This is a genomic window from Pseudoalteromonas sp. Isolate3 (assembly GCF_022398505.1).
GTDB classification, from domain to species: Bacteria; Pseudomonadota; Gammaproteobacteria; order Enterobacterales; family Alteromonadaceae; genus Pseudoalteromonas; species Pseudoalteromonas apostichopi.
The window spans coordinates 15,488-34,032 of record NZ_JAKEVN010000034.1; the positions used below are offsets into that span (position 1 = coordinate 15,488).

Below are 18,545 nucleotides of genomic sequence, written 5' to 3' on the forward strand. Positions count from 1 at the left end.
AGACTTGAAAAAGCGAAAGGCCTTCCTTTCGCTTTTTTTATACCAATTCGCTTAGGTCATGTTATGTATCAATTATCCATCAATTCACTTACCCAAGAGCAATTTTTAGCTCAGTATTGGCAAAAAAAACCATTGCTTATCAAACAAGGTTTTAAAGACTTTACTGACCCCATTGAGCCAGAAGAGCTTGCGGGTCTTGCAATGGAAGAAAGTATTGAATCACGAATAGTGACCAATCACTCAAATGACTGGCAAGCACACCATGGTCCGTTTGAAGACTTTAGCTTATTGACTGAAAAGCACGCTACATTACTAGTACAAGCGGTTGACCATTGGCATAACGAAGCTGCTCAATTACTAGAGCCATTTCGCTTTATTCCTAACTGGCGCATCGATGATTTAATGATTAGCTACTCAACACCAGGTGGTGGTGTTGGCCCGCATTTAGACCAATACGATGTGTTTATTATTCAAGGCCAAGGCAAACGCCATTGGCGGGTTGGTATGCCTGATGCTAACCTAAGACAGTTTGCGCAAAATAAAAGCCTGCTACAAGTCGAGCAGTTTCCTGCTGTTATCGACTGTGTTCTAGAGCCTGGTGATATTCTTTATATTCCACCGGGTTGTCCACATGAGGGTTACGCAGTTGAAAACGCATTAAATTACTCTGTTGGCTTTCGAGCACCAAACCAGCGCGATTTATTATCACAGTTTGCAGACCATTTGATAGATACTGAACTTGGCAATCAACGATACAGTGATGCTGAGCTTAAATTACGTGACTCAAAAGGCGAACTTAAGGAATTTGAAGCTGAAAATGTTAAACAGCTGATGATTGCTGCAATAAATGATGATGCAATATTTAAGACTTGGCTTGGTAACAATATGAGTCAGCCAAAACATGAAATGGATTTAGCACCTTTAGAAGAACCTTATACATTAGATAATTTACTTGAGTTACTACGTGATGACGAGGTTGTTTTTGAGCGCTTAGGTGGCACCCGAGCAATCTATCAAGTGATTGGAGATAAAATACTTTTAAGTGTTAATGGCATTAATTACATGCATGATTTACATGAGCTTGAATTAATTAAAAAGCTCACAGATCAAACCTGGCTGACAGCTTCTGATATAAATAGTTCAAAAAATAATCACATTTTCTTGAAAACTTTTACTACACTTTTAAATGAGGGTATTTGGTTTTGTTAGGAGCGTGTGTTTATGGGCTATCAAATAGATGAAGTTGAATGGAATATCGACAAGGAACTTTTACAACAGATCCGAGAGCGGGTATTTGTTTGCGAATTGCATATTCCAAAACACATTGAGTTTGACCATTTAGATAAAACAGCACATCACGTCCTTGTAACAGATGAATGTAAATGCCCAGTTGCTACTGGGCGTTTATGCAATGATGGCCTAATTGGTCGTATTGCTGTTTTGCCTGAACACCGTAACCGTTCGGTTTACAAATCATTATTGAATTACTTAGTAAGTATGGCTGAAAAGCAAGGCTGTGACTGTGTCAGTATTAATTGTATTTTGAATGAGGTAGACAGGTTTAAACAAAATGGCTTTTCAGCAGATGGTTTAGTGTTTATGGAAGCTGGTATTCCAAGGCAGCGAATGCTCTGCCCTATTAAGCAGTTTGATACGCGGCCATTCACTTTAGTACATTAAGGTTTAGGTAAAATAAAAAAGCTGAATAAAATTATTCAGCTTTTTTATTAGTAAGTTTGTAAAGTCAGTTATGCTGGCTCGTTTTGCCACATTTCTTCTTTTTCAAACAACTCATATAAGCCATGAGCACGATTGATTAGCAAATTCGCAAAATCAACTTTGGTTTTGTCTACGGCCCCTGATTGCATTAGCTGATCAGCCTTCAATTGCCACTGCATTGAAAAATAACGTAATACTTCACGTGCATTAGTTGCTGCGCTTGCTTCAGCGTGATCAGTCGGTAAGCGACCCGTGATCACCCAATAGCTTTTACCGTTTTGTGCTTTAAATTTCCAAATTGCCACTAAAGGCGCAATGAAACGACTTTCTTTCTCAACAACAGTTTGCGGGATAACCCCTTTTTCTGCTAAATGCTTTTGTGCATTTTGGAAACATTCTCTTTGCCAAATAACACTTTGTTTTTGCGCTTCGGCTTGTTCTTCTGGTGTTAATGGTCTTGCTTGTTTTTGTTCCATGGTGGTTACTCTTTTACAACATTTCTGACACTTTAAGGTTTAAAATGGCGCTGTGCAAGTGTTTACGGGCAATCAAAAGGCATTTTAATTTACTTGAGTATTATTCAGCCAACTCAGAATGAAGAGTTAGGCACAGTTTAAAATTGCAGCTCTTCAATTGTTGATTCTCGACCTAAAATTGTGTTGCGGTGTGGGTAACGACCAAACCTATCAATAATAACTTTGTGCTTTAGTTCAAACTCATAATTACTCATGCCTTTAAACAATTGCTCAGCCTGCTGATGAATGACTTTCGATTCACTGTGCATAAAAAGCATATAAATAAACGCTACTTGTGAGCTATCAAATTATATATCAAAACCTAGTTCGATAGCTCTTTGCGCTAAGCTTAGCGCTTACGGATCTTGGCTAAACGCTTTCGCTGTTTCACGGTCAATACCGCGTGAAAACTGAGCTAACACGATGATTTCAGCTAATAGCCTAGCGCATATATTCACTAATCAGCATGCTCGCCAGCTAACCTGCAAAAGACATTATGAAAACTAACGCTTAATTAATGCATCAACTTCATCAGATTGTTAATACCAACCTTTAGGGCCAAATTCATGAAACCAAAAATCAATAATCTAATGCTTGTCCAAGCTTGAATTTCTTTAGTTACCAAGTACTTTTGCAGGGTCTACCCGGGTTGCTTGCCACGCCGGGTAAAGTGTTGCCAAAATTGCGAGTACAAAGGTGACAATCACGGTGATAACGATATCTTGCCATACTAATTTGCTTGGTAAAAACTCGATAAAATACACACCTTGTAACGGGTTATCACCAAATAAGTTACTTACCCAAGTGAACAGTTCACTAATATTTAATGCTAGCATCACACCGATAATCGTGCCCAAAATCACACCTATTAAGGCTTGTGTAAAACCTTGCATAACAAAGGTCGCTAAAATGGTACTATCTTGTGCGCCCATGGTTTTTAAAATCGCAATATTTGCCTGTTTCTCACGTACTTCCATCACTAGAGACGAAACAATATTGAAACTCGCTACCGCAATTATTAAAAACACCACGATATACACAATGGTACGAACCATTTGAATATCTTGATATAAGCTTCCCTGCGTTCGAAACCAACTAGAGACATAAACATAATCTGGAATAACTTGCCCAACACGCATCGCTGTTTGATGGGCGGCGAACACATCGGCCACTTGTAATCGTAAGCCGGTTACTTGGTTTTCATTAAAGCTCAGCACATTTTGCGCTTTGTCTAGACGAATAAAAGCCGCGGTTTCATCTATTGGACCGCCCATTTTAATAATACCAGCCAGATTCAAGCTCACGCGTTTTGGAGCCAGTAAAGTGTTACTTTGCTGGTTTATCTGTGGGATTAATAAGGTAACTGGATCGCCAATTTTAAGACCTAATCGGTTTACTATTTGTTGTCCTAAAAGCACATCTTCTTGTTGTAACTGGCTAACTAAGCGCCCTTCTGTAAATTGGTTTAATGCCGACACCTGATTTTCAAATTCAGGGCTAACACCGCGCACTTCAACCGCTTTTAACTCACTTTTATATTGCGCCATACCATTAACACTAATAAAGGGTGCAGCACCTGTTACACCGGTTTGAGAGCGAAGTAGCGCAATTTTTGATTGCCAGTTATTGATTGGTTTATTTGGCGCGACATATTCAACCTGTGGTACAACCGATAAAAGCCGATGCACTAATTGCTGCTCAAAGCCATTAATAACTGAAAGAGCAACAATTAAGACGGCTACTCCTAAAAGTATGCCAATCGTCGAAGCTTTAGCTATAAAGCTAACAAAGCCATTTTGTCCGTCTTTTTGTCCGCTATGAGCGCGGAATCGTTTTGAAATAAAGGCACTAAGCAACATGCTGAGACTCTTTAATTGCAAGCTTACCATCATCTAAATAAGCAATTTTGCCGAGTTTATCTGCAAGCTCTAAATCATGAGTTACCACTACAAAACTGGTTTTTAAGCTGGTATTTAACTCTTTAATTAAGTCGTAAATCTTAATAGCGTTTTGTTTATCTAGGTTACCCGTTGGTTCATCGGCAAGCACCAAAGCAGGCTCTGTTACTAATGCACGTGCGATTGCAACCCGCTGCCTCTCACCACCTGATAAAGCCGATGGTTTATGTTCGCTGCGATGAGACAAGCCTACTTTATCTAGCATGTTATGCGCTTTTTCCGTTGCATCGACTGCACTTAAACCTTTAATTAAGAGTGGCATAGCAACATTTTCAATCGCAGTAAATTCCATTAATAGATGATGGAATTGATAAATAAAGCCTAAATTTTCATTCCGGAAACTGGCTTGTTGTTTTCGATTTAATTTAGAAACCTGCTGACCTTTAATTTCAACCTTGCCTGAACTTTCGTTATCCAAGGTGCCTAATATATGCAATAAAGTACTTTTGCCTGAGCCAGAGCTACCTACAACAGCTAACATTTCGCCTTGTTTAAGTGTTAAATCAACCCCTTTTAATACCGCAACCTCGTTATCGCCATCTTGATAAACTTTGTTCAGCTGCTGACAATTGATAACTAAATCACTCATAACGTAATACCTCTGCTGGATTCACTTTTGCAGCTTTTCTGGCAGGATACAAAGTAGCTAAAAAGCTCATCGCAATACTCCCTGCAGCAATTAGACTCAAACTCATAACATCAAATTTAACTGGTAAACTCACACCCGCTAATAAATTGATGCCTAACATATTTAATAATTCATTAATGTTGCTACTTAATAGCACACCAAGTAACGCACCAATGCTGGTACCGATCAGACCGTTATATAAGCCTTGGATCATAAAAACATGCTGCACTTGTAACGGGGTTAAACCCAGTGTTTGTAAAATAGCTACTTCACTTTGCTTCTCACTGACCATCATGGTTAATGCTGAAACTATATTAAACACCGCAACGAGCACGATTAAGCCAAGTAACATCGACATAATACGCTTTTCCATCGCCACAGCAGCAAATAGTGTCCCTTGGCTAGCTCGCCAATCAGCCACTGTGTAATCATTTAAAATAGCTGACTGAGATTGCAAAACTTGCTCAACAGCAAATGGTTCATAAAGCGAAACACTTAAGTTTGGTGCCGCTGATTTTGCCAGCTTTAAAACCCGGCCTAACGAATAACCACTAGTAAATGCCAATGACATATCGATTTCTGATTGCGTTTCATAAAGAGCGCCAACGGTAAACAAGCGCTGGCTAGGTACTCGACCTAGGGGGGTATATGAACTCGCATTAGGCATAATCACCCGTACTTTATCCCCGAGCGAAATGCCTAATTTTCGGCTCAAATAGCGGCTAATAGCAATATGGTAGTTGCTATCCATTACTTGTGACCAATTACCGGCAACAATTTTATCCTTTACGTTATAGAGGGAGCTTCCTTCATCATAGAGCCCTTGTAACAATACGCCGTGCAAATCTTGGTTAGTTTGTAAAATAGCTTCACCATGACGATAAAGGTTAACTTGTTTAATATCTTGAGAGTTTTCTAGTTGCTGCTTTAACTGCAGCATGGTTTCTTTCGAGTTATCATCAGCAGATACTTCGATATGGGGAATTAATCCAAGCATGTTGGTTTTCAGGTTATTTTCAAAGCCATTCATTACTGAACTGACTGTAAACAAGGCCATTAAGCCAATAGCAATGCCCGCAATAGAGAAAAATGAAATAAATGAGATAAAGGCATTACCCTTTGAGGAGCGACTATATCTCAGCCCTATAAAAAGGCTAACAGGTTGAAACATAATAAGTTATGGATATTCCAAGGGCTAAATATGCGCTCATGTTAGCACAGATTTAGCTAGCATGGGATGCGCGAAATTGTAAAAAATAATTATAAATCTGATACTTGAACAGTAGCAACCAAATGGTCTAGTAATGCTTTTACATTGGTTGCTATAAACTGCCTAGGTGGATAAACACCCCATACACCTTCAGGTGCGGGTGCAACATTTGAAAGTACAGCGGTCAACTTGCCACTGGCTAGGTGTTCATTAACATAGTAATCCGGTAGTTGCACGATACCCAACCCTTTCATAGCAGCGTCAACCAATGCCCAACCGCTGTTACATGCTAACCGCCCAGCCACTTTTATATGCTTATCTTGGCCTTGCTCTTTTACCCGCCAGTAACTGTTATTTCCAATCAGGCAATTATGCTGATGTAATTCACTTACACTATGTGGTTGGCCAAATTTATTTATATATTCAGGGCTACAGCAAATAACAAGCCTGCGCTGACTAATACGCCGTGCTTTCAAGGATGAATCCTTTAAATGACCGAGCCGAATTGCTAGGTCATACCCATCTTCTAATAGATTGACTTGTTCATTACTTAAATGGCTGATCACTTCAATATCTGGGTGTTTTTGCATAAACGAATGTACTGCAGGCATGATAAAACTTTCACCGTACATCACTGGGGCTGTTAGCTTTATACTGCCTTTTGGTGTCAGTTGCTGCTCAGCAAGCAGTGCCGTGGCATCATCCATGGCATGCTGTAATTGCTTTGTTTGATGCGCAAACACCTGCCCCTCTTGCGTTAGCACCACTTTACGGGTCGTACGGGTTAGCAATTGTGTGTTTAATCGCTCTTCTAATTGACTCACATATCGGCTTACATGGGCCACCGACATACCCAGAAGTTTACTTGCTTTGGTAAAACTGCCCGTTTCTGCTACCGCTAAAAATTCATCAATTCCGTGCCAACGATTCATTATTACCATACTGTAAAAGTGTTTTAATAAAACGAAGATTATCATTCATTGAGAAATAAATAAAATAGACTAGGTTTAATACTTACTTCCAACAACTATAAGGGAACGTTATGACTGATTTTATTAAATCAAAAGCGGCTATCGCTTGGGGTCCAAATCAACCACTATCAATTGAAGAAGTGGATGTAATGATGCCTAAAAAAGGCGAAGTGCTTGTAAAGATTGTTGCTACAGGTGTTTGTCACACAGATGCATTTACTTTATCTGGTGAAGACCCTGAAGGTATTTTCCCAGCAATCCTTGGCCATGAAGGCGGCGGTATTGTTGAAGCTGTAGGCGAAGGCGTCACACATGTTGAAGTAGGCGATCATGTTATTCCTCTTTATACTGCTGAATGTGGCGAGTGTAAGATGTGTAAATCTGGTAAAACAAATTTATGCTCTGCGGTACGTGAAACGCAAGGCAAAGGTTTAATGCCAGATGGCACGACGCGTTTCTATAAAGATGGTCAACCAATTTATCACTACATGGGTTGCTCTACTTTCTCTGAGTACACTGTATTACCTGAGATTTCACTAGCTAAAGTAAGCAAAGAAGCCCCGCTTGAAGAAATTTGTTTACTTGGTTGTGGTGTAACAACTGGTATGGGCGCTGTAACTAAAACTGCAAAAGTTCAAAAAGGCGATACTGTTGCTATTTTTGGTCTAGGCGGCATTGGTTTATCGGCGATTATCGGTGCGAAAATGGCTGGCGCAGGCCGTATTATTGGTGTTGATATCAACACAAGTAAGTTTGATCTTGCTACTAAATTAGGCGCAACTGATTTAATCAATCCAAATGACTACGACAAACCAATTCAAGAAGTCATCGTTGAAATGACTGACGGTGGTGTTGATTTCTCATTTGAATGTATCGGTAACGTTAATGTAATGCGCTCTGCCCTTGAGTGTTGCCACAAAGGTTGGGGTGAATCAGTGATTATTGGTGTTGCAGGTGCAGGCCAAGAGATCTCGACACGCCCATTCCAACTGGTAACAGGTCGAGTATGGCGCGGTAGTGCGTTTGGTGGTGTTAAAGGTCGCTCTGAACTACCAGAGATTGTTGAGCGCTATATGAATGGTGAGTTTGCGTTAAATGATTTCATCACACACACCATGAAACTTGAAGATATCAATGAAGCTTTCGACTTAATGCACGAAGGTAAGAGCATCCGCTCAGTTATTCATTATTAATCTTTTAATTTGGCGTTAGGTTAATGCCTAGCGCCTTTGTTTCAAGGATTTGGTTATGCTAGAAAACATAAGCTCAACAAAAGTCAGCGGTGGCTGGCATAAACAATATACCCACCAAGCTACCAGTACACATTGTGCTATGCGCTTTGCGATATTTTTACCACCCGGTGCCAGCGAAACGAATAAAGTGCCAGTGATGTATTGGTTGTCAGGTTTAACCTGTACCGATGAAAACTTTATGCAAAAAGCCGGGGCATTTAAAAAAGCGGCTGAACTGGGTATTGCGATTGTCGCTCCAGATACTAGCCCGCGTGGTGATAATGTTCCTGACGATGAAAACTACGATTTTGGTCAAGGTGCAGGCTTTTATGTCAATGCGACTCAAGCGCCTTACAATGTGCATTACAACATGTACGACTATGTTGTGTCTGAATTACCTGCACTTATCGAAGCACACTTCCCTGTGACGACTAAAAAAGCCATTGCTGGTCATTCTATGGGTGGTCACGGCGCATTGATGATTGCACTCAAAAACCCGAAACAATACGTCAGCGCCAGTGCTTTTAGCCCGATTGTTAACCCGATTAATTGCCCTTGGGGTGAAAAAGCGTTTAGCAATTACCTAGGTAATGATAAAGCAAGTTGGCTTGAATACGACAGTTGTGAGTTAATGAAAAAAGCCGTCGCTGATGATTATTTACCGATTCGCATTGATCAAGGTGAGGCCGATAACTTCTTAACTGAGCAACTCAAAACAGAGAACATATTTGCTGTCGTGAATGAGAAAGATTATCCAGCCGAAATTAATATGCACGCAGGTTATGATCATAGTTACTTCTTTATCAGTAGCTTTATTGACGAACACCTAATGTTTCATCAAAAGTATCTGTGATTAATATCTAATTTTTAGTGTGAGGGCTTAGCTTCCTCACACTCTTTAATACTTCGTGTGATTTGCCTGCAAACTAACTTTGGTTGTTCCTCTTTTGGTTCGAGTAAACCTATTACAGCGCTATCAATTTCAAAGCCTAACTTCGCAAATGAAAAGCCCTCAGAGTCCGTTACTGTGCTGTTAGTTTGATTTGCATTTGTGGTTGCAAGGTTTGTTGGTTGTGAGTTTTTTGCATAGCCATCTACTATTGACCCCGCCACTGTACACCCCACTAATTGGTAGCTAACAAAGCAAATAACAAGTTTTGAGAAGTTAATCTTCATTATTAAAACTATCCATTAATGTAGGTCTTTTTTTCGGCTCAGCTTGAACCTCAACACATTCATTTACTGCGCGACTTATTTGACGACATTTAAGCTCAACATCTTTACCTTTGCTACCATTCTCTAGACCTTCAATAATCGCCTTGTCGATTTCGTAACCTAGCATTGTCATGGTCATGCCATAGTTAACTCGGTCATTATCTTTTTTATCTGCATAGGCGCTTGCAGGCTGTGCTTGGCTAGAGGCCCCGCCAATACCATCTGCAACTAGGCCAACTGCTGTACAGCCACTGAGTAAACTAAAAGATAGCATCACATACAAAAATTTAAGCATCGGTCCTCCAATACACTTAAGCTTATTTTATAAGCATAATGACAAATGCATAATTTAACTGTAAAAAACTGTAAATTAATCACAAATATCGCGAATAAACTCTTTTAGAAACCCAACTAACTGCAATAGGAATATTAATAAGAAAGGTAAAGCGCCTAAAATTGCAACGCTTCGATTTAATGGCTCATCTTGTAAAAGTAAAAGAGCCAAGCTGCATAAGAATAATGCCAAACACCAAGTGTAAAGGGTCACTCGATTGCTAGGATCAGCTCCTACAAGTTCCCTTATGACTAAAATTGCAGAGTCAGCTGATGTTGCTACAAATATCAATAGTAATAACAAACTAGCCCAAATAAACACGGTTCCTTGCCAACCTAATTGATTAAAAAATACAAATAATCCTTGGCTGTAATCTTGTTTTATCGCTACTAAAATACCCGCTTGATTGAGTCTATCCCATTCAATTGCTGCCCCAGAAAAGGTCGCAAACCAAATAATAGTCACTAAAGTAGGAATACACACAACCGCAAAAATAAATTGCCAAACCTTACGCCCCTGACTTATTTTGGCTAAAAAAACACCAACAAATGGACCCCAGGCTAACCACCAAAAGTAATAGTTATATGTCCAATGAGTGGCCCAATCCGGCGCTTTTAATTGGCTATCAAATTGCCAAGTTCCAGTTACTAGCAGCTGTAAATAATAGCCAGTTCCATCTAGAGCAATTTTTATAATTGGCTCAATCGGCACCACTGTTAATAACCAGACCAACAAACTGAATGCCAAAATCACATTAAAAATGCTTAGTGATTGTACGCCGCGACGTAAACCAAACTTTACTGATAGCGAATATATAACTGTTAATAAACAAACGATTAATGAGCCAACTAATAAAGTAGAAGTAACTCCCAACTCTATCTCAACCCCTTTACTTATCAACAGAGTTGAATTTGCTATAGTGCCAACTACACCAAAAAATATCGCGAGAACAGCAATTAATTTTACAATAAAAGAGACTGTAAATTTTGTTGATTTATCAAACCTGTTACCTACTGCAGTAAGAACAGGCGAACAAATATCACCAGACTTACCACTATATTGAGTTAACCCACCAAGCACTAAAGCAAATACCGCATAAAGTGCCCAAGCATGAGCCCCCCAATTAACTAATGTTAGCGCCAAGCTACTGGCTAATCTATCTGGATATAAGCTTTGTTTAAGGGGCGGGTCAAGCGAATGTAAAGCAGGCTCCGCAACTCCCCAAAAAACTAGGCCAGAGCCCATTCCCGCAGCAAATAACATAGCAAACCAGCCAAAGTTAGAATACTCAACAACAGCATCTTGCCCACCTACTTTACGGCTGCCTAATGGACTAATAGCTAAAATTATGATGGCGAACAATAAAAAATTCACCATTAAGAAAAAACTACTCCCAATCCAATCTAAAACCGTTTGTACAAAAGGCTGTACTTGTTCAGTGATAAAACTAGGCAAAATTACAGCAATGAGCGCACCTAACATACACAATGCGAGAGCAGTTTTTTCAAGAGATGAGGTTGTATGTTTCAAACTGAAGCCTATTTATTTAGCGTGTTTAGCATACTGTCTGTATGCTGAAATTTCAAACAGCCAAAAGACTGAAAAAATGACACAGTAGTGCGTAAAAATCGCAAATTATATCAAGCTCTACTTTTAAAAACCCGGCTACATGTCCCTAGTTTCCTCATTTTAATTAATTTGCTGATCGGGTATTGAAATTGCAACACTCGGCTATTAACAAAAAGGAATTGATTATGGACTTTAATCTTGATTGGCACGAGATCCTCGATAACCTAATGCACCTGGGGATTGCCTACTTACTTGCCCTACCCATGGCATTTGATCGAGAAAAAACGAGTAATGGCGCAGGTCTTCGTACTTTTCCATTAGTTGCTGTTGCATCTTGTGGCTATGCATTAGTTGGAATGTCTGTTTTAACTAGCTCAGAGGCTGAGTCAAAAGTACTCGAAGGGATTATCACGGGTATTGGTTTTATTGGCGGTGGCGCCATTTTGAAGAACAAAAACTCTACTTATGGAACAGCCACAGCAGCCAGTATTTGGAACATGGGACTTATTGGCATTGCTGTGGCATTTAGTCGTTACGAAATCGCCTTTCTAATGGCATTAATTAACTTCGTAACGCTAAGATATGTAAAGCGTTTAAAGTAAACAATTAACTGGCGTCATATTTTGAATTAACAATAGCATAACCAGTTTGTTTTACTTTAATCTCAGCAGAATTTGTAGATTTAACTAATAAACCGCAGCGTCGGCTTTGTTCATCAAGCACATAACTCACTGAATCATTTGCTTCAAGGTCTATTACTTGATCAGCACAACGGATCTGTAATTTAGATACATCACGTGCGCCCTCTATCTTGATAGAACCACGAGATAACGACAAATATGAAAGCTTATCCTTTGAGACATTAATTTGTGAATTGATCTGCGGAGTACGAGCTAATAAGTCATCAATTTGCTTAATTGTGGCAAGTTTGTTTTCTTCTGAAAACTCTTTTCCTTCAATATTATCTAGCGCATCAATGGCGTTGTAAGCAAGATTGAAGTCACCCTTGAAGCTGTACCATTGTAAAGCGCTTTTAGCGACTAAATACTGTATATCTGTTGGCAACTTATTTCGTAGTAAATAGGCAATAGACAGCTGCTCATCAAAGCCAAACCATTGTTGTTGATGGTAAAAAAATTGGCTTTTTAGCCATGCAAATAACGCCTGTTCAGAGGTGTTTTTAGTGTGATCTTTATATAGCTTGGCTAGTGCTTGCTCAGCTTTTTTAAATTCCTTTGCTTGCAGCATTTTATTGATTTCATCGTACTCATTGATAAAACCACGGCTAGCCTTATCATTTGAGTAGCCATTAAAATACTTACCTACTTCAAAAGAAAACAGATAACCACCTTCAACTGTTTCACCTTTTTTAGTCGCGGGTGCAAATTCTAAGTTCGTTAAATATTTCTCTGCGTTTTCTTCACTACCACGAGTATCAGATGCCATAATCACTTCGATATCTTTAGCTTTACCTTGTTTGTCCACTACATAAGACATTAAAGCCCAGCCCTCTAAACGAGAGCCATTATAACTACCTGGATAACGCGGATTTGTATTTTTTACGATATAGGCGGAAGTTGCTGCTTGAACATCAACACCTAAATCATTGACGTCTCTTGCTAAAGCCTGTGTTGGTAATGCGATAAGTGAACAAAGTACAGCGAGTTTAGTAAATTTAATCATGAGTAATTGCTCCAATTCCCTTTGATAGGAACATTTATAGCACTAAAAAAGGCGCTTTAAAAGCGCCTTGCTGTCAAGAATGTGCTTAAACAAGTCTTGATCTTAAAACATGTCCGAATAAGGGTTTGATTTTGATAATAAAACCTTTTTATCAAAACCTGGGATTGTCATTGAGTCTTGGCAAATTTTGATGTCATTTTCATCAATTAAGCCGTCACCAAAGCGATAAATAAGCTCATAATGACCTAAATCAGCCTGTTGTTGGTAATCAGCTTGAGCTTGAGCTACTTGAGTATGACGATCCTGATATTCCGCCATAACCACATCACCATGACGCTTTGCTAGCATTTGCAATGTAATTGCTGGAGATAAAACAGTCGCCGTTGCGTTGTTACCACCAAACCCTTTTGAATTTATAAATGCAATGTCCATTGCATCACATTGATAATGTTCTGTGCGAATATCTAAATGCTCGCTATAAACGTCATCAGCCACTTTATCGATTGTAGTAATCCCTGGCATAATGTTATGACTAAACACGCCTAATGCCATGGCTAATTGATCACCACTGGCTGGAGCAATAGTATGCCCAACATACGCTTTAGGAGCTGCAATCTTCCAATTATCAATAGCAAATGTCTGTGCTACCTTATGGTAAATTAATGATTCTGTTACGCGGTTTTGAGGCGTGCTTGAGCCGTGAGCCAATATAAAGCTACGTTTTTGTACCGCTTCTTGACCAACAATACCACTAGCTAGTGCAACAGATTTTGCCATTGTAATATAGTTACCAGGGCCCGGTGCTGTGATTGATTTTTTAATTCCATCAGCATTTACGAACACATCCGCAACGCTACCTAACACATCAGCACCTAACTCTAATGCCAATGCATCATCCATTAAGATAGCAACCTGTGCACCTTCACCAATTGTAAAGCCACAGTTTTCACCAAATGGACGGCTTGTACGGCGATGATCAACGACTTCTGAATTATCAAGGCGCTTTAGGCCCTCTTCATTTGCAAGTGCGCTCATATTACCAAAGCCTTCAACAATTTCTGGCGTAATAGCACACTCTACTGATGCCACAATCGCTACTCGCGTGCGACCTGCTTGAATATCGTTTACAGCAGCACGTAGGTTATATAAAAACGTGGCACACGCGCCTGATGTGGTAAAGGTCGTACCCACGTTACCTGTTACATAAGCATTGATAAAGTCGGTCGACATGGTGTTTAAGCCAAGTGCAAGCTGTTTTGTACTAACGCGATCACCTTGTTGACGCGCACGAATCAAACCACCAAAACCTTCATCATCAACTTGCCCAGCAACAGAGGCTGAGTAAGTACCAATTTGATCAGGCTCAACACTGTTCATTACCTGCTGCCACGGCAGACCAGTCGAACGAATTGCATCAGTTGCAGCAAAGATAGTTGCTTGCAGACCTCTAGGCTGGTAGCGGCTGTTATACATAGCTGAAGGTTCGAAACCTGTCGGTAGTTGACCCGCCGCTTTAATTGGATTATCGCGGGTACTGTCATGTTTAATAGCAAGATCAGCACTAATAGTTACTTTTACTTTTTTATCGCTCAACTCCTCAATGTGCCAGCTACTAGGTACAGGGGTTGGTAAATCACGGCGACGTGTTTCAAAAACTATTTGTTGTTCATCTGACGCTGTTAACGTCATTTTTTGCTGCCACGGAGTCGCATCAACATCGAAGTGATTTTTTTCAATTTTACGAATAAGTGTGCCAGCTAAAATTTGTTCACCGAACTTAGCTTCGATATCTTTTTCAGCAACTGTATTGCCTTGAGCATCTTTAAGTACCCCTTCAGTAAGGGTGACTAAGTTCATTAAAGTCGCTAAGCCTAAAAATGTCTCCTGACGGGCTTTAGCGTCCAAGCTGTCTAACACGATACGACGATAACCTTGATGAAAAGAAGTGCGGCCAGCGGCATTAATACCACCCATACCAACAATAACGGGTAATGCTGTCATAAAAAACCTTGAGAAAACGTGTTACGAGAATTAAACCAAGTTTAAATGGATTAACTAATACACTTTGTGCTTAAATAGCCAAATAACCTGCATAAAAGGCCAAAAACAACTGGTCGGAGCAATTTCAGTGACGAAACTTCAACATCAAAAAGCCATAGAAATTAGTATTTTGGTTTATCCACACTTACTAATAACTAGTTTAACCTTACCTATAGAAATGCTTAGAGCCGGCGAGGCCTTTGCCAAAAGCCATCATCAGCATAACGAATTTAAACCTCTCAACATCAACTTAGTAGCAACTAGCATAAAAGCGATCCCCAACCGCACGGGGCTAGCAATAATGCCCGATTGCGAAACTGCCTCAGCGCCAGCTAGTGAGTTAATTATTGTCCCTGGTATTTGGCGCAACCCGCGACCTGTAGTAAGCAAACAGCAAAGCTTGGTTGACTGGCTTGGCGATTCTTGGCGGCAAGGCAGTCATATCATTGGTGTAGGTACTGGCAACTGTTTAGTTGCTGAGGCTGGATTACTTGATGGTCACCCTGCTACCACCCACTGGCATTACGCAGAGCAATTTAAACGTGACTACCCTAAAGTGCAGCTTAAACCTGACTTTTTTATTACTCAATCTGAGCGTATGTATACAGTTGCCAGTTTAAATGCCCTTGCAGACGTTATAGTCCATATTATTAGCCAATATTATGGTCGAGCAGCAGCGCAACATGTTGAACGTAATTTCTCTCATGAGATTCGTAAGCCCTATGAAGATCAACGTTATCTAGAAGGTGCGGTTGATAAGCACCCTGATGAACTTATTGCTCAAATTCAATTTTGGCTGAAAAACAATTTAACCTCCGAACTGACCCTGCAAGAAATTGCGGCGCAATTTAGTTTAAGCTACCGCACCTTTACACGCCGCTTTCGTCAAGCCACCAGCCAAACACCCGTTGAATATTGGCAACAGCTGCGTGTTCAAACGGCAAAAGAGTTATTAGCCTCATCAAATTTATCTATTCAAGAGGTAGCACTAGAAGTCGGATATAACGACCAAGGTCATTTAACAAGGGTATTTAAGAAAGTGCTTTCACAAACACCAAGTGAATATCGCACAGTAGTTAGGCGTAAACTGTTTGGTTAATTAATAAGAAATTACTGATTGAAGAACAATAAAATCTGATATGGAGCATTTATGTTGCTCAATTAGAATTTGTTACTAAGCTATCACTTAGTAGTATTTGTATTTAATTGAGTATAAATAATGTATCAGCCTGATTATGATGAATTAGTTGAGAGTTGGAATAAAACCCTTGAAGTATTAGCACTGTTTGCCGATGTGCCTGTCGCTTTAGTAATGAAGGTCGAAAATAATATTATTAGTGTGTTTTCTAAAAATGCAAACCAATTAAACCCATACGAAATAGGCGACAGTGAAAAGTTTAAAAATTCAGGCCTTTATTGCGAGCATGTTGTAAAAAACCAGAAACTGCTGAATATACCTAATGCACTTATTGATGATGATTGGAAAGAAAACCCTGATATCAAGCTCAATATGGTTTCCTACTTAGGTTTGCCCATTTCTGCTGGCGATACAACGCCATTTGGTACAATATGTATCCTTGATAGCAAGCCCCATGAATACAACGAGCCAGTGATAAAACTACTCGAAACAATAAAACAAAGCTTTGAGACCCAACTAAAATTACTTTACCAACAGAAACAATCGCTTGAAAAAAACCAATTTACTGAGCTTGCCACTTTAATTCGTGGCATTGCCCATGAGGTCAATACTCCTTTAGGTAACTGCATAACAGCCGTTGATTTCACTAAACAAACAGTGACAGAAACTCAAAATAGGCTTACACAGAAATGCTTGAGTCAGCAAACACTGCAAAATACACTAAACACTTTGTTCGACACTCATGAACTAGTAAGTCGCAATTTAACTACTTGCGCCTATAAGATAAGAATTTTACAGGATTTGCTCTATACAAAAACACAATCAAGTAAAACAATCATGACGTTAACTCAGCTTTCGGAGTCATTGTATAAGCATTTAGAAGAGCAAATAAAACATCGTGGTATCAAATTAGATATTAATTATCAAAACCCTCATAGCCAATTCGAAGTTGAAATAGACTTGCTAAAACAAGTACTTTTTATTTTGCAGCAAAACTCAATTGAGCATGCGTTCAACAACATCGAAAACCCTGCTATAGAAATTGATATTTATGATTTTGATGAGGTATTAAAAATTCACTACACCGATAATGGCACCGGTATCAGCATAAGTGAACAAAACTCCATTTTCACCCCATTTTATAAAGGTAAAAACAACCAATCAGGTATTGGGCTTGGCCTCAGCATTGCGAAGAAAATAGTTACTCAACAACTACAAGGTGAAATCTGTGTTCAAGAAAGTAACAACGGCGCTCACTTTTTAATTAGTTTACCGAAGTAAGTTGGTTTAAATGTCTTTTGTAAACATAATCTTGCTAGTGTGTGGGCTACCTCTGTCCTCATAACCCACTATTGCATAACCATTTTTGATAAGCATATTCAGCATTGCAGGAAAACGGTTCATAGACTTAACCATTATAACTCGGTAATTATTGGTCTTAACCCAAGCTTCTTGCGCGTTTAATAATGATTGAGCTATGCCCTGCCCTCTACATTTTGGCGCAACTGCACCAAGCCAGCTATAAAAGGTGTTTGAATCTAGCTCATAACCCAGTTTGTAGGCCACAGGCTCATTTTCGATATAAGCAACTAAAGCTAGATGCTCAACATCTGCACACCGTGCTTGTAATTTACTGAGGCTATTTCGGCCATCAAACTCAGGAATTTGACTATCAACAAGTAACAAATCTTCTAAACAGGACGGCTTTATTGTGTAACAAGGCTCCATGAATCACTCTAATCTAACTTCTATTATCTAACTTCACTTTTCTTTTCGATAATACAACTTTGAATAGCGTTTTACACGAACATGCACACCGCGACCTAAGCTCTTAAATTTAGCTTCAAGTACATCTACGCCATATAAAATAACGACCACTAATACTGAAAGTTTAATTGCAGCTAACAAGTTATCAGTGGCAATCACAACACCTATAGAGGCTAATACCCAGATAGTTGCTGCGGAAGTTACTCCAACAACCGCACCATCTTTTGCAAGCATCACACCCGCACCTAAAAAGCCAATACCGGTGATAATTTGGCCCACTACACGTGAATGGTCTATCACATCGCCATGCAACATAAATGCAGTAGCAAGAAATAAGTAGGTACCTAACACAATGAGTGCGGAGGTACGAATACCAACAGGCTTACCGCGTAACTGACGCTCCATACCAATAATTGCGCCGCAAAATGCGGCGCTACCAATTGCTGACCAAGAATAAGGGGCAATATCAAATAAACTACTCAGAGTCACTGTACTTCCAAATCAAACTAACAATTAAAATTATAAATAAAAGGCCATCGCAGTGCTGAGTCTTGATGAACCAAAAC

The 18,545-nt window shown here is 39.6% G+C and carries 19 protein-coding genes and 1 pseudogene; 7 read left to right on the forward strand and 13 right to left on the reverse strand.

What is annotated here, in order from left to right; translation table 11 throughout:
- The first annotated feature begins 63 nt into the window (after nucleotides 1-63).
- Complete coding sequence (locus tag L1D46_RS09040) at nucleotides 64-1,209, forward strand: cupin domain-containing protein (protein WP_239977418.1); 1,146 nt, start codon at nucleotides 64-66, stop codon at nucleotides 1,207-1,209.
- A 12-nt stretch (nucleotides 1,210-1,221) separates the two neighbouring features.
- Nucleotides 1,222-1,680, forward strand: coding sequence for a GNAT family N-acetyltransferase (locus L1D46_RS09045; protein WP_130051380.1), 459 nt, complete (start codon nucleotides 1,222-1,224; stop codon nucleotides 1,678-1,680).
- A 68-nt stretch (nucleotides 1,681-1,748) separates the two neighbouring features.
- On the opposite strand, the gene L1D46_RS09050 is transcribed toward L1D46_RS09045, so the two are convergent.
- The 6 genes and pseudogenes from L1D46_RS09050 to L1D46_RS09075 form a co-directional block, all read right to left on the reverse strand.
- Entirely contained in the window at nucleotides 1,749-2,195 is a 447-nt protein-coding gene (locus L1D46_RS09050) for a DUF4826 family protein (RefSeq protein ID WP_130051379.1), read from the reverse strand.
- A 137-nt stretch (nucleotides 2,196-2,332) separates the two neighbouring features.
- Nucleotides 2,333-2,521, reverse strand: a pseudogene (locus L1D46_RS20970) (DUF924 family protein); the annotation flags it as partial.
- A gap of 327 nt (nucleotides 2,522-2,848) precedes the next feature.
- A complete protein-coding gene (locus L1D46_RS09060) occupies nucleotides 2,849-4,093 on the reverse strand; it encodes a lipoprotein-releasing ABC transporter permease subunit (RefSeq protein WP_130051378.1) in 1,245 nt (414 codons plus the stop codon).
- Nucleotides 4,083-4,781 (reverse strand): lipoprotein-releasing ABC transporter ATP-binding protein LolD, encoded by a 699-nt coding sequence (gene lolD, locus L1D46_RS09065; protein WP_130051377.1) that lies wholly within the window; start codon nucleotides 4,779-4,781, stop codon nucleotides 4,083-4,085. The genes L1D46_RS09060 and lolD overlap by 11 nt, the downstream gene beginning before the upstream one ends.
- Nucleotides 4,774-5,991 (reverse strand): lipoprotein-releasing ABC transporter permease subunit, encoded by a 1,218-nt coding sequence (locus tag L1D46_RS09070; protein ID WP_130051376.1) that lies wholly within the window; start codon nucleotides 5,989-5,991, stop codon nucleotides 4,774-4,776. Before L1D46_RS09070 ends, lolD begins: the two co-directional genes overlap by 8 nt.
- 89 nt (nucleotides 5,992-6,080) lie before the next feature.
- Complete coding sequence (locus tag L1D46_RS09075; RefSeq protein WP_130051375.1) at nucleotides 6,081-6,962, reverse strand: LysR family transcriptional regulator; 882 nt, start codon at nucleotides 6,960-6,962, stop codon at nucleotides 6,081-6,083.
- Between the two features lie 110 nt (nucleotides 6,963-7,072).
- On the opposite strand from L1D46_RS09075, the gene L1D46_RS09080 reads away from it, so the two are divergent.
- Both L1D46_RS09080 and fghA read left to right on the forward strand, forming a co-directional pair.
- On the forward strand, nucleotides 7,073-8,194 hold the full coding sequence (locus tag L1D46_RS09080) for an S-(hydroxymethyl)glutathione dehydrogenase/class III alcohol dehydrogenase (RefSeq protein ID WP_130051374.1): 1,122 nt from the start codon (nucleotides 7,073-7,075) through the stop codon (nucleotides 8,192-8,194).
- Nucleotides 8,195-8,249: 55 nt separating this feature from the next.
- Nucleotides 8,250-9,086: an S-formylglutathione hydrolase gene (fghA, locus tag L1D46_RS09085; protein ID WP_130051373.1), complete on the forward strand. Its 837-nt coding sequence runs from the start codon at nucleotides 8,250-8,252 to the stop codon at nucleotides 9,084-9,086.
- Between the two features lie 14 nt (nucleotides 9,087-9,100).
- Here the strand turns inward: fghA and L1D46_RS09090 are convergent, their stop codons facing one another.
- From L1D46_RS09090 to L1D46_RS09100, 3 genes are all read right to left on the reverse strand, one after another.
- Nucleotides 9,101-9,346: a hypothetical protein gene (locus L1D46_RS09090; protein ID WP_130051372.1), complete on the reverse strand. Its 246-nt coding sequence runs from the start codon at nucleotides 9,344-9,346 to the stop codon at nucleotides 9,101-9,103.
- A 52-nt stretch (nucleotides 9,347-9,398) separates the two neighbouring features.
- A complete protein-coding gene (locus tag L1D46_RS09095; protein ID WP_239977420.1) occupies nucleotides 9,399-9,743 on the reverse strand; it encodes a hypothetical protein in 345 nt (114 codons plus the stop codon).
- A gap of 75 nt (nucleotides 9,744-9,818) precedes the next feature.
- Nucleotides 9,819-11,312: a BCCT family transporter gene (locus L1D46_RS09100; protein ID WP_239977421.1), complete on the reverse strand. Its 1,494-nt coding sequence runs from the start codon at nucleotides 11,310-11,312 to the stop codon at nucleotides 9,819-9,821.
- Between the two features lie 224 nt (nucleotides 11,313-11,536).
- Between L1D46_RS09100 and L1D46_RS09105 the strand changes: the two genes are divergently transcribed.
- The gene (locus L1D46_RS09105; protein WP_130051369.1) at nucleotides 11,537-11,953 is read left to right on the forward strand and encodes an MgtC/SapB family protein; all 417 of its coding nucleotides are present in this window, start codon (nucleotides 11,537-11,539) and stop codon (nucleotides 11,951-11,953) included.
- Between the two features lie 4 nt (nucleotides 11,954-11,957).
- On the opposite strand, the gene L1D46_RS09110 is transcribed toward L1D46_RS09105, so the two are convergent.
- Both L1D46_RS09110 and L1D46_RS09115 read right to left on the reverse strand, forming a co-directional pair.
- The gene (locus L1D46_RS09110) at nucleotides 11,958-13,034 is read right to left on the reverse strand and encodes an energy transducer TonB (RefSeq protein ID WP_130051368.1); all 1,077 of its coding nucleotides are present in this window, start codon (nucleotides 13,032-13,034) and stop codon (nucleotides 11,958-11,960) included.
- Between the two features lie 102 nt (nucleotides 13,035-13,136).
- Nucleotides 13,137-15,035, reverse strand: coding sequence for a beta-ketoacyl synthase (locus L1D46_RS09115; protein ID WP_167657860.1), 1,899 nt, complete (start codon nucleotides 15,033-15,035; stop codon nucleotides 13,137-13,139).
- Nucleotides 15,036-15,162: 127 nt separating this feature from the next.
- Here L1D46_RS09115 and L1D46_RS09120 point away from each other — a divergent pair, with 127 nt between their 5' ends.
- Complete coding sequence (locus tag L1D46_RS09120; protein WP_130051366.1) at nucleotides 15,163-16,173, forward strand: helix-turn-helix domain-containing protein; 1,011 nt, start codon at nucleotides 15,163-15,165, stop codon at nucleotides 16,171-16,173.
- 120 nt (nucleotides 16,174-16,293) lie between these two features.
- A complete protein-coding gene (locus tag L1D46_RS09125) occupies nucleotides 16,294-17,493 on the forward strand; it encodes a GAF domain-containing sensor histidine kinase (protein WP_239977423.1) in 1,200 nt (399 codons plus the stop codon).
- Nucleotides 17,494-17,499: 6 nt separating this feature from the next.
- Here L1D46_RS09125 and L1D46_RS09130 read toward each other — a convergent pair whose 3' ends face one another.
- A complete protein-coding gene (locus L1D46_RS09130; protein ID WP_239977425.1) occupies nucleotides 17,500-17,940 on the reverse strand; it encodes a GNAT family N-acetyltransferase in 441 nt (146 codons plus the stop codon).
- A gap of 33 nt (nucleotides 17,941-17,973) precedes the next feature.
- Nucleotides 17,974-18,468 (reverse strand): MgtC/SapB family protein, encoded by a 495-nt coding sequence (locus L1D46_RS09135; RefSeq protein WP_130051362.1) that lies wholly within the window; start codon nucleotides 18,466-18,468, stop codon nucleotides 17,974-17,976.
- Nucleotides 18,469-18,545 lie beyond the last annotated feature (77 nt).

What these genes read in the sequence shown, in the direction of transcription:
- L1D46_RS09130 (WP_239977425.1), bottom strand. Translation starts at nt 17,940, where the DNA reads ATGGAGCCTTGTTACACAATAAAGCCGTCCTGTTTAGAAGATTTGTTA.
- L1D46_RS09125 (WP_239977423.1), top strand. Translation starts at nt 16,294, where the DNA reads ATGTATCAGCCTGATTATGATGAATTAGTTGAGAGTTGGAATAAAACC.
- L1D46_RS09075 (WP_130051375.1), bottom strand. Translation starts at nt 6,962, where the DNA reads ATGAATCGTTGGCACGGAATTGATGAATTTTTAGCGGTAGCAGAAACG.
- L1D46_RS09070 (WP_130051376.1), bottom strand. Translation starts at nt 5,991, where the DNA reads ATGTTTCAACCTGTTAGCCTTTTTATAGGGCTGAGATATAGTCGCTCC.
- L1D46_RS09105 (WP_130051369.1), top strand. Translation starts at nt 11,537, where the DNA reads ATGGACTTTAATCTTGATTGGCACGAGATCCTCGATAACCTAATGCAC.
- L1D46_RS09060 (WP_130051378.1), bottom strand. Translation starts at nt 4,093, where the DNA reads ATGTTGCTTAGTGCCTTTATTTCAAAACGATTCCGCGCTCATAGCGGA.
- L1D46_RS09095 (WP_239977420.1), bottom strand. Translation starts at nt 9,743, where the DNA reads ATGCTTAAATTTTTGTATGTGATGCTATCTTTTAGTTTACTCAGTGGC.
- L1D46_RS09050 (WP_130051379.1), bottom strand. Translation starts at nt 2,195, where the DNA reads ATGGAACAAAAACAAGCAAGACCATTAACACCAGAAGAACAAGCCGAA.
- lolD (WP_130051377.1), bottom strand. Translation starts at nt 4,781, where the DNA reads ATGAGTGATTTAGTTATCAATTGTCAGCAGCTGAACAAAGTTTATCAA.
- L1D46_RS09080 (WP_130051374.1), top strand. Translation starts at nt 7,073, where the DNA reads ATGACTGATTTTATTAAATCAAAAGCGGCTATCGCTTGGGGTCCAAAT.
- L1D46_RS09040 (WP_239977418.1), top strand. Translation starts at nt 64, where the DNA reads ATGTATCAATTATCCATCAATTCACTTACCCAAGAGCAATTTTTAGCT.
- fghA (WP_130051373.1), top strand. Translation starts at nt 8,250, where the DNA reads ATGCTAGAAAACATAAGCTCAACAAAAGTCAGCGGTGGCTGGCATAAA.
- L1D46_RS09115 (WP_167657860.1), bottom strand. Translation starts at nt 15,035, where the DNA reads ATGACAGCATTACCCGTTATTGTTGGTATGGGTGGTATTAATGCCGCT.
- L1D46_RS09045 (WP_130051380.1), top strand. Translation starts at nt 1,222, where the DNA reads ATGGGCTATCAAATAGATGAAGTTGAATGGAATATCGACAAGGAACTT.
- L1D46_RS09110 (WP_130051368.1), bottom strand. Translation starts at nt 13,034, where the DNA reads ATGATTAAATTTACTAAACTCGCTGTACTTTGTTCACTTATCGCATTA.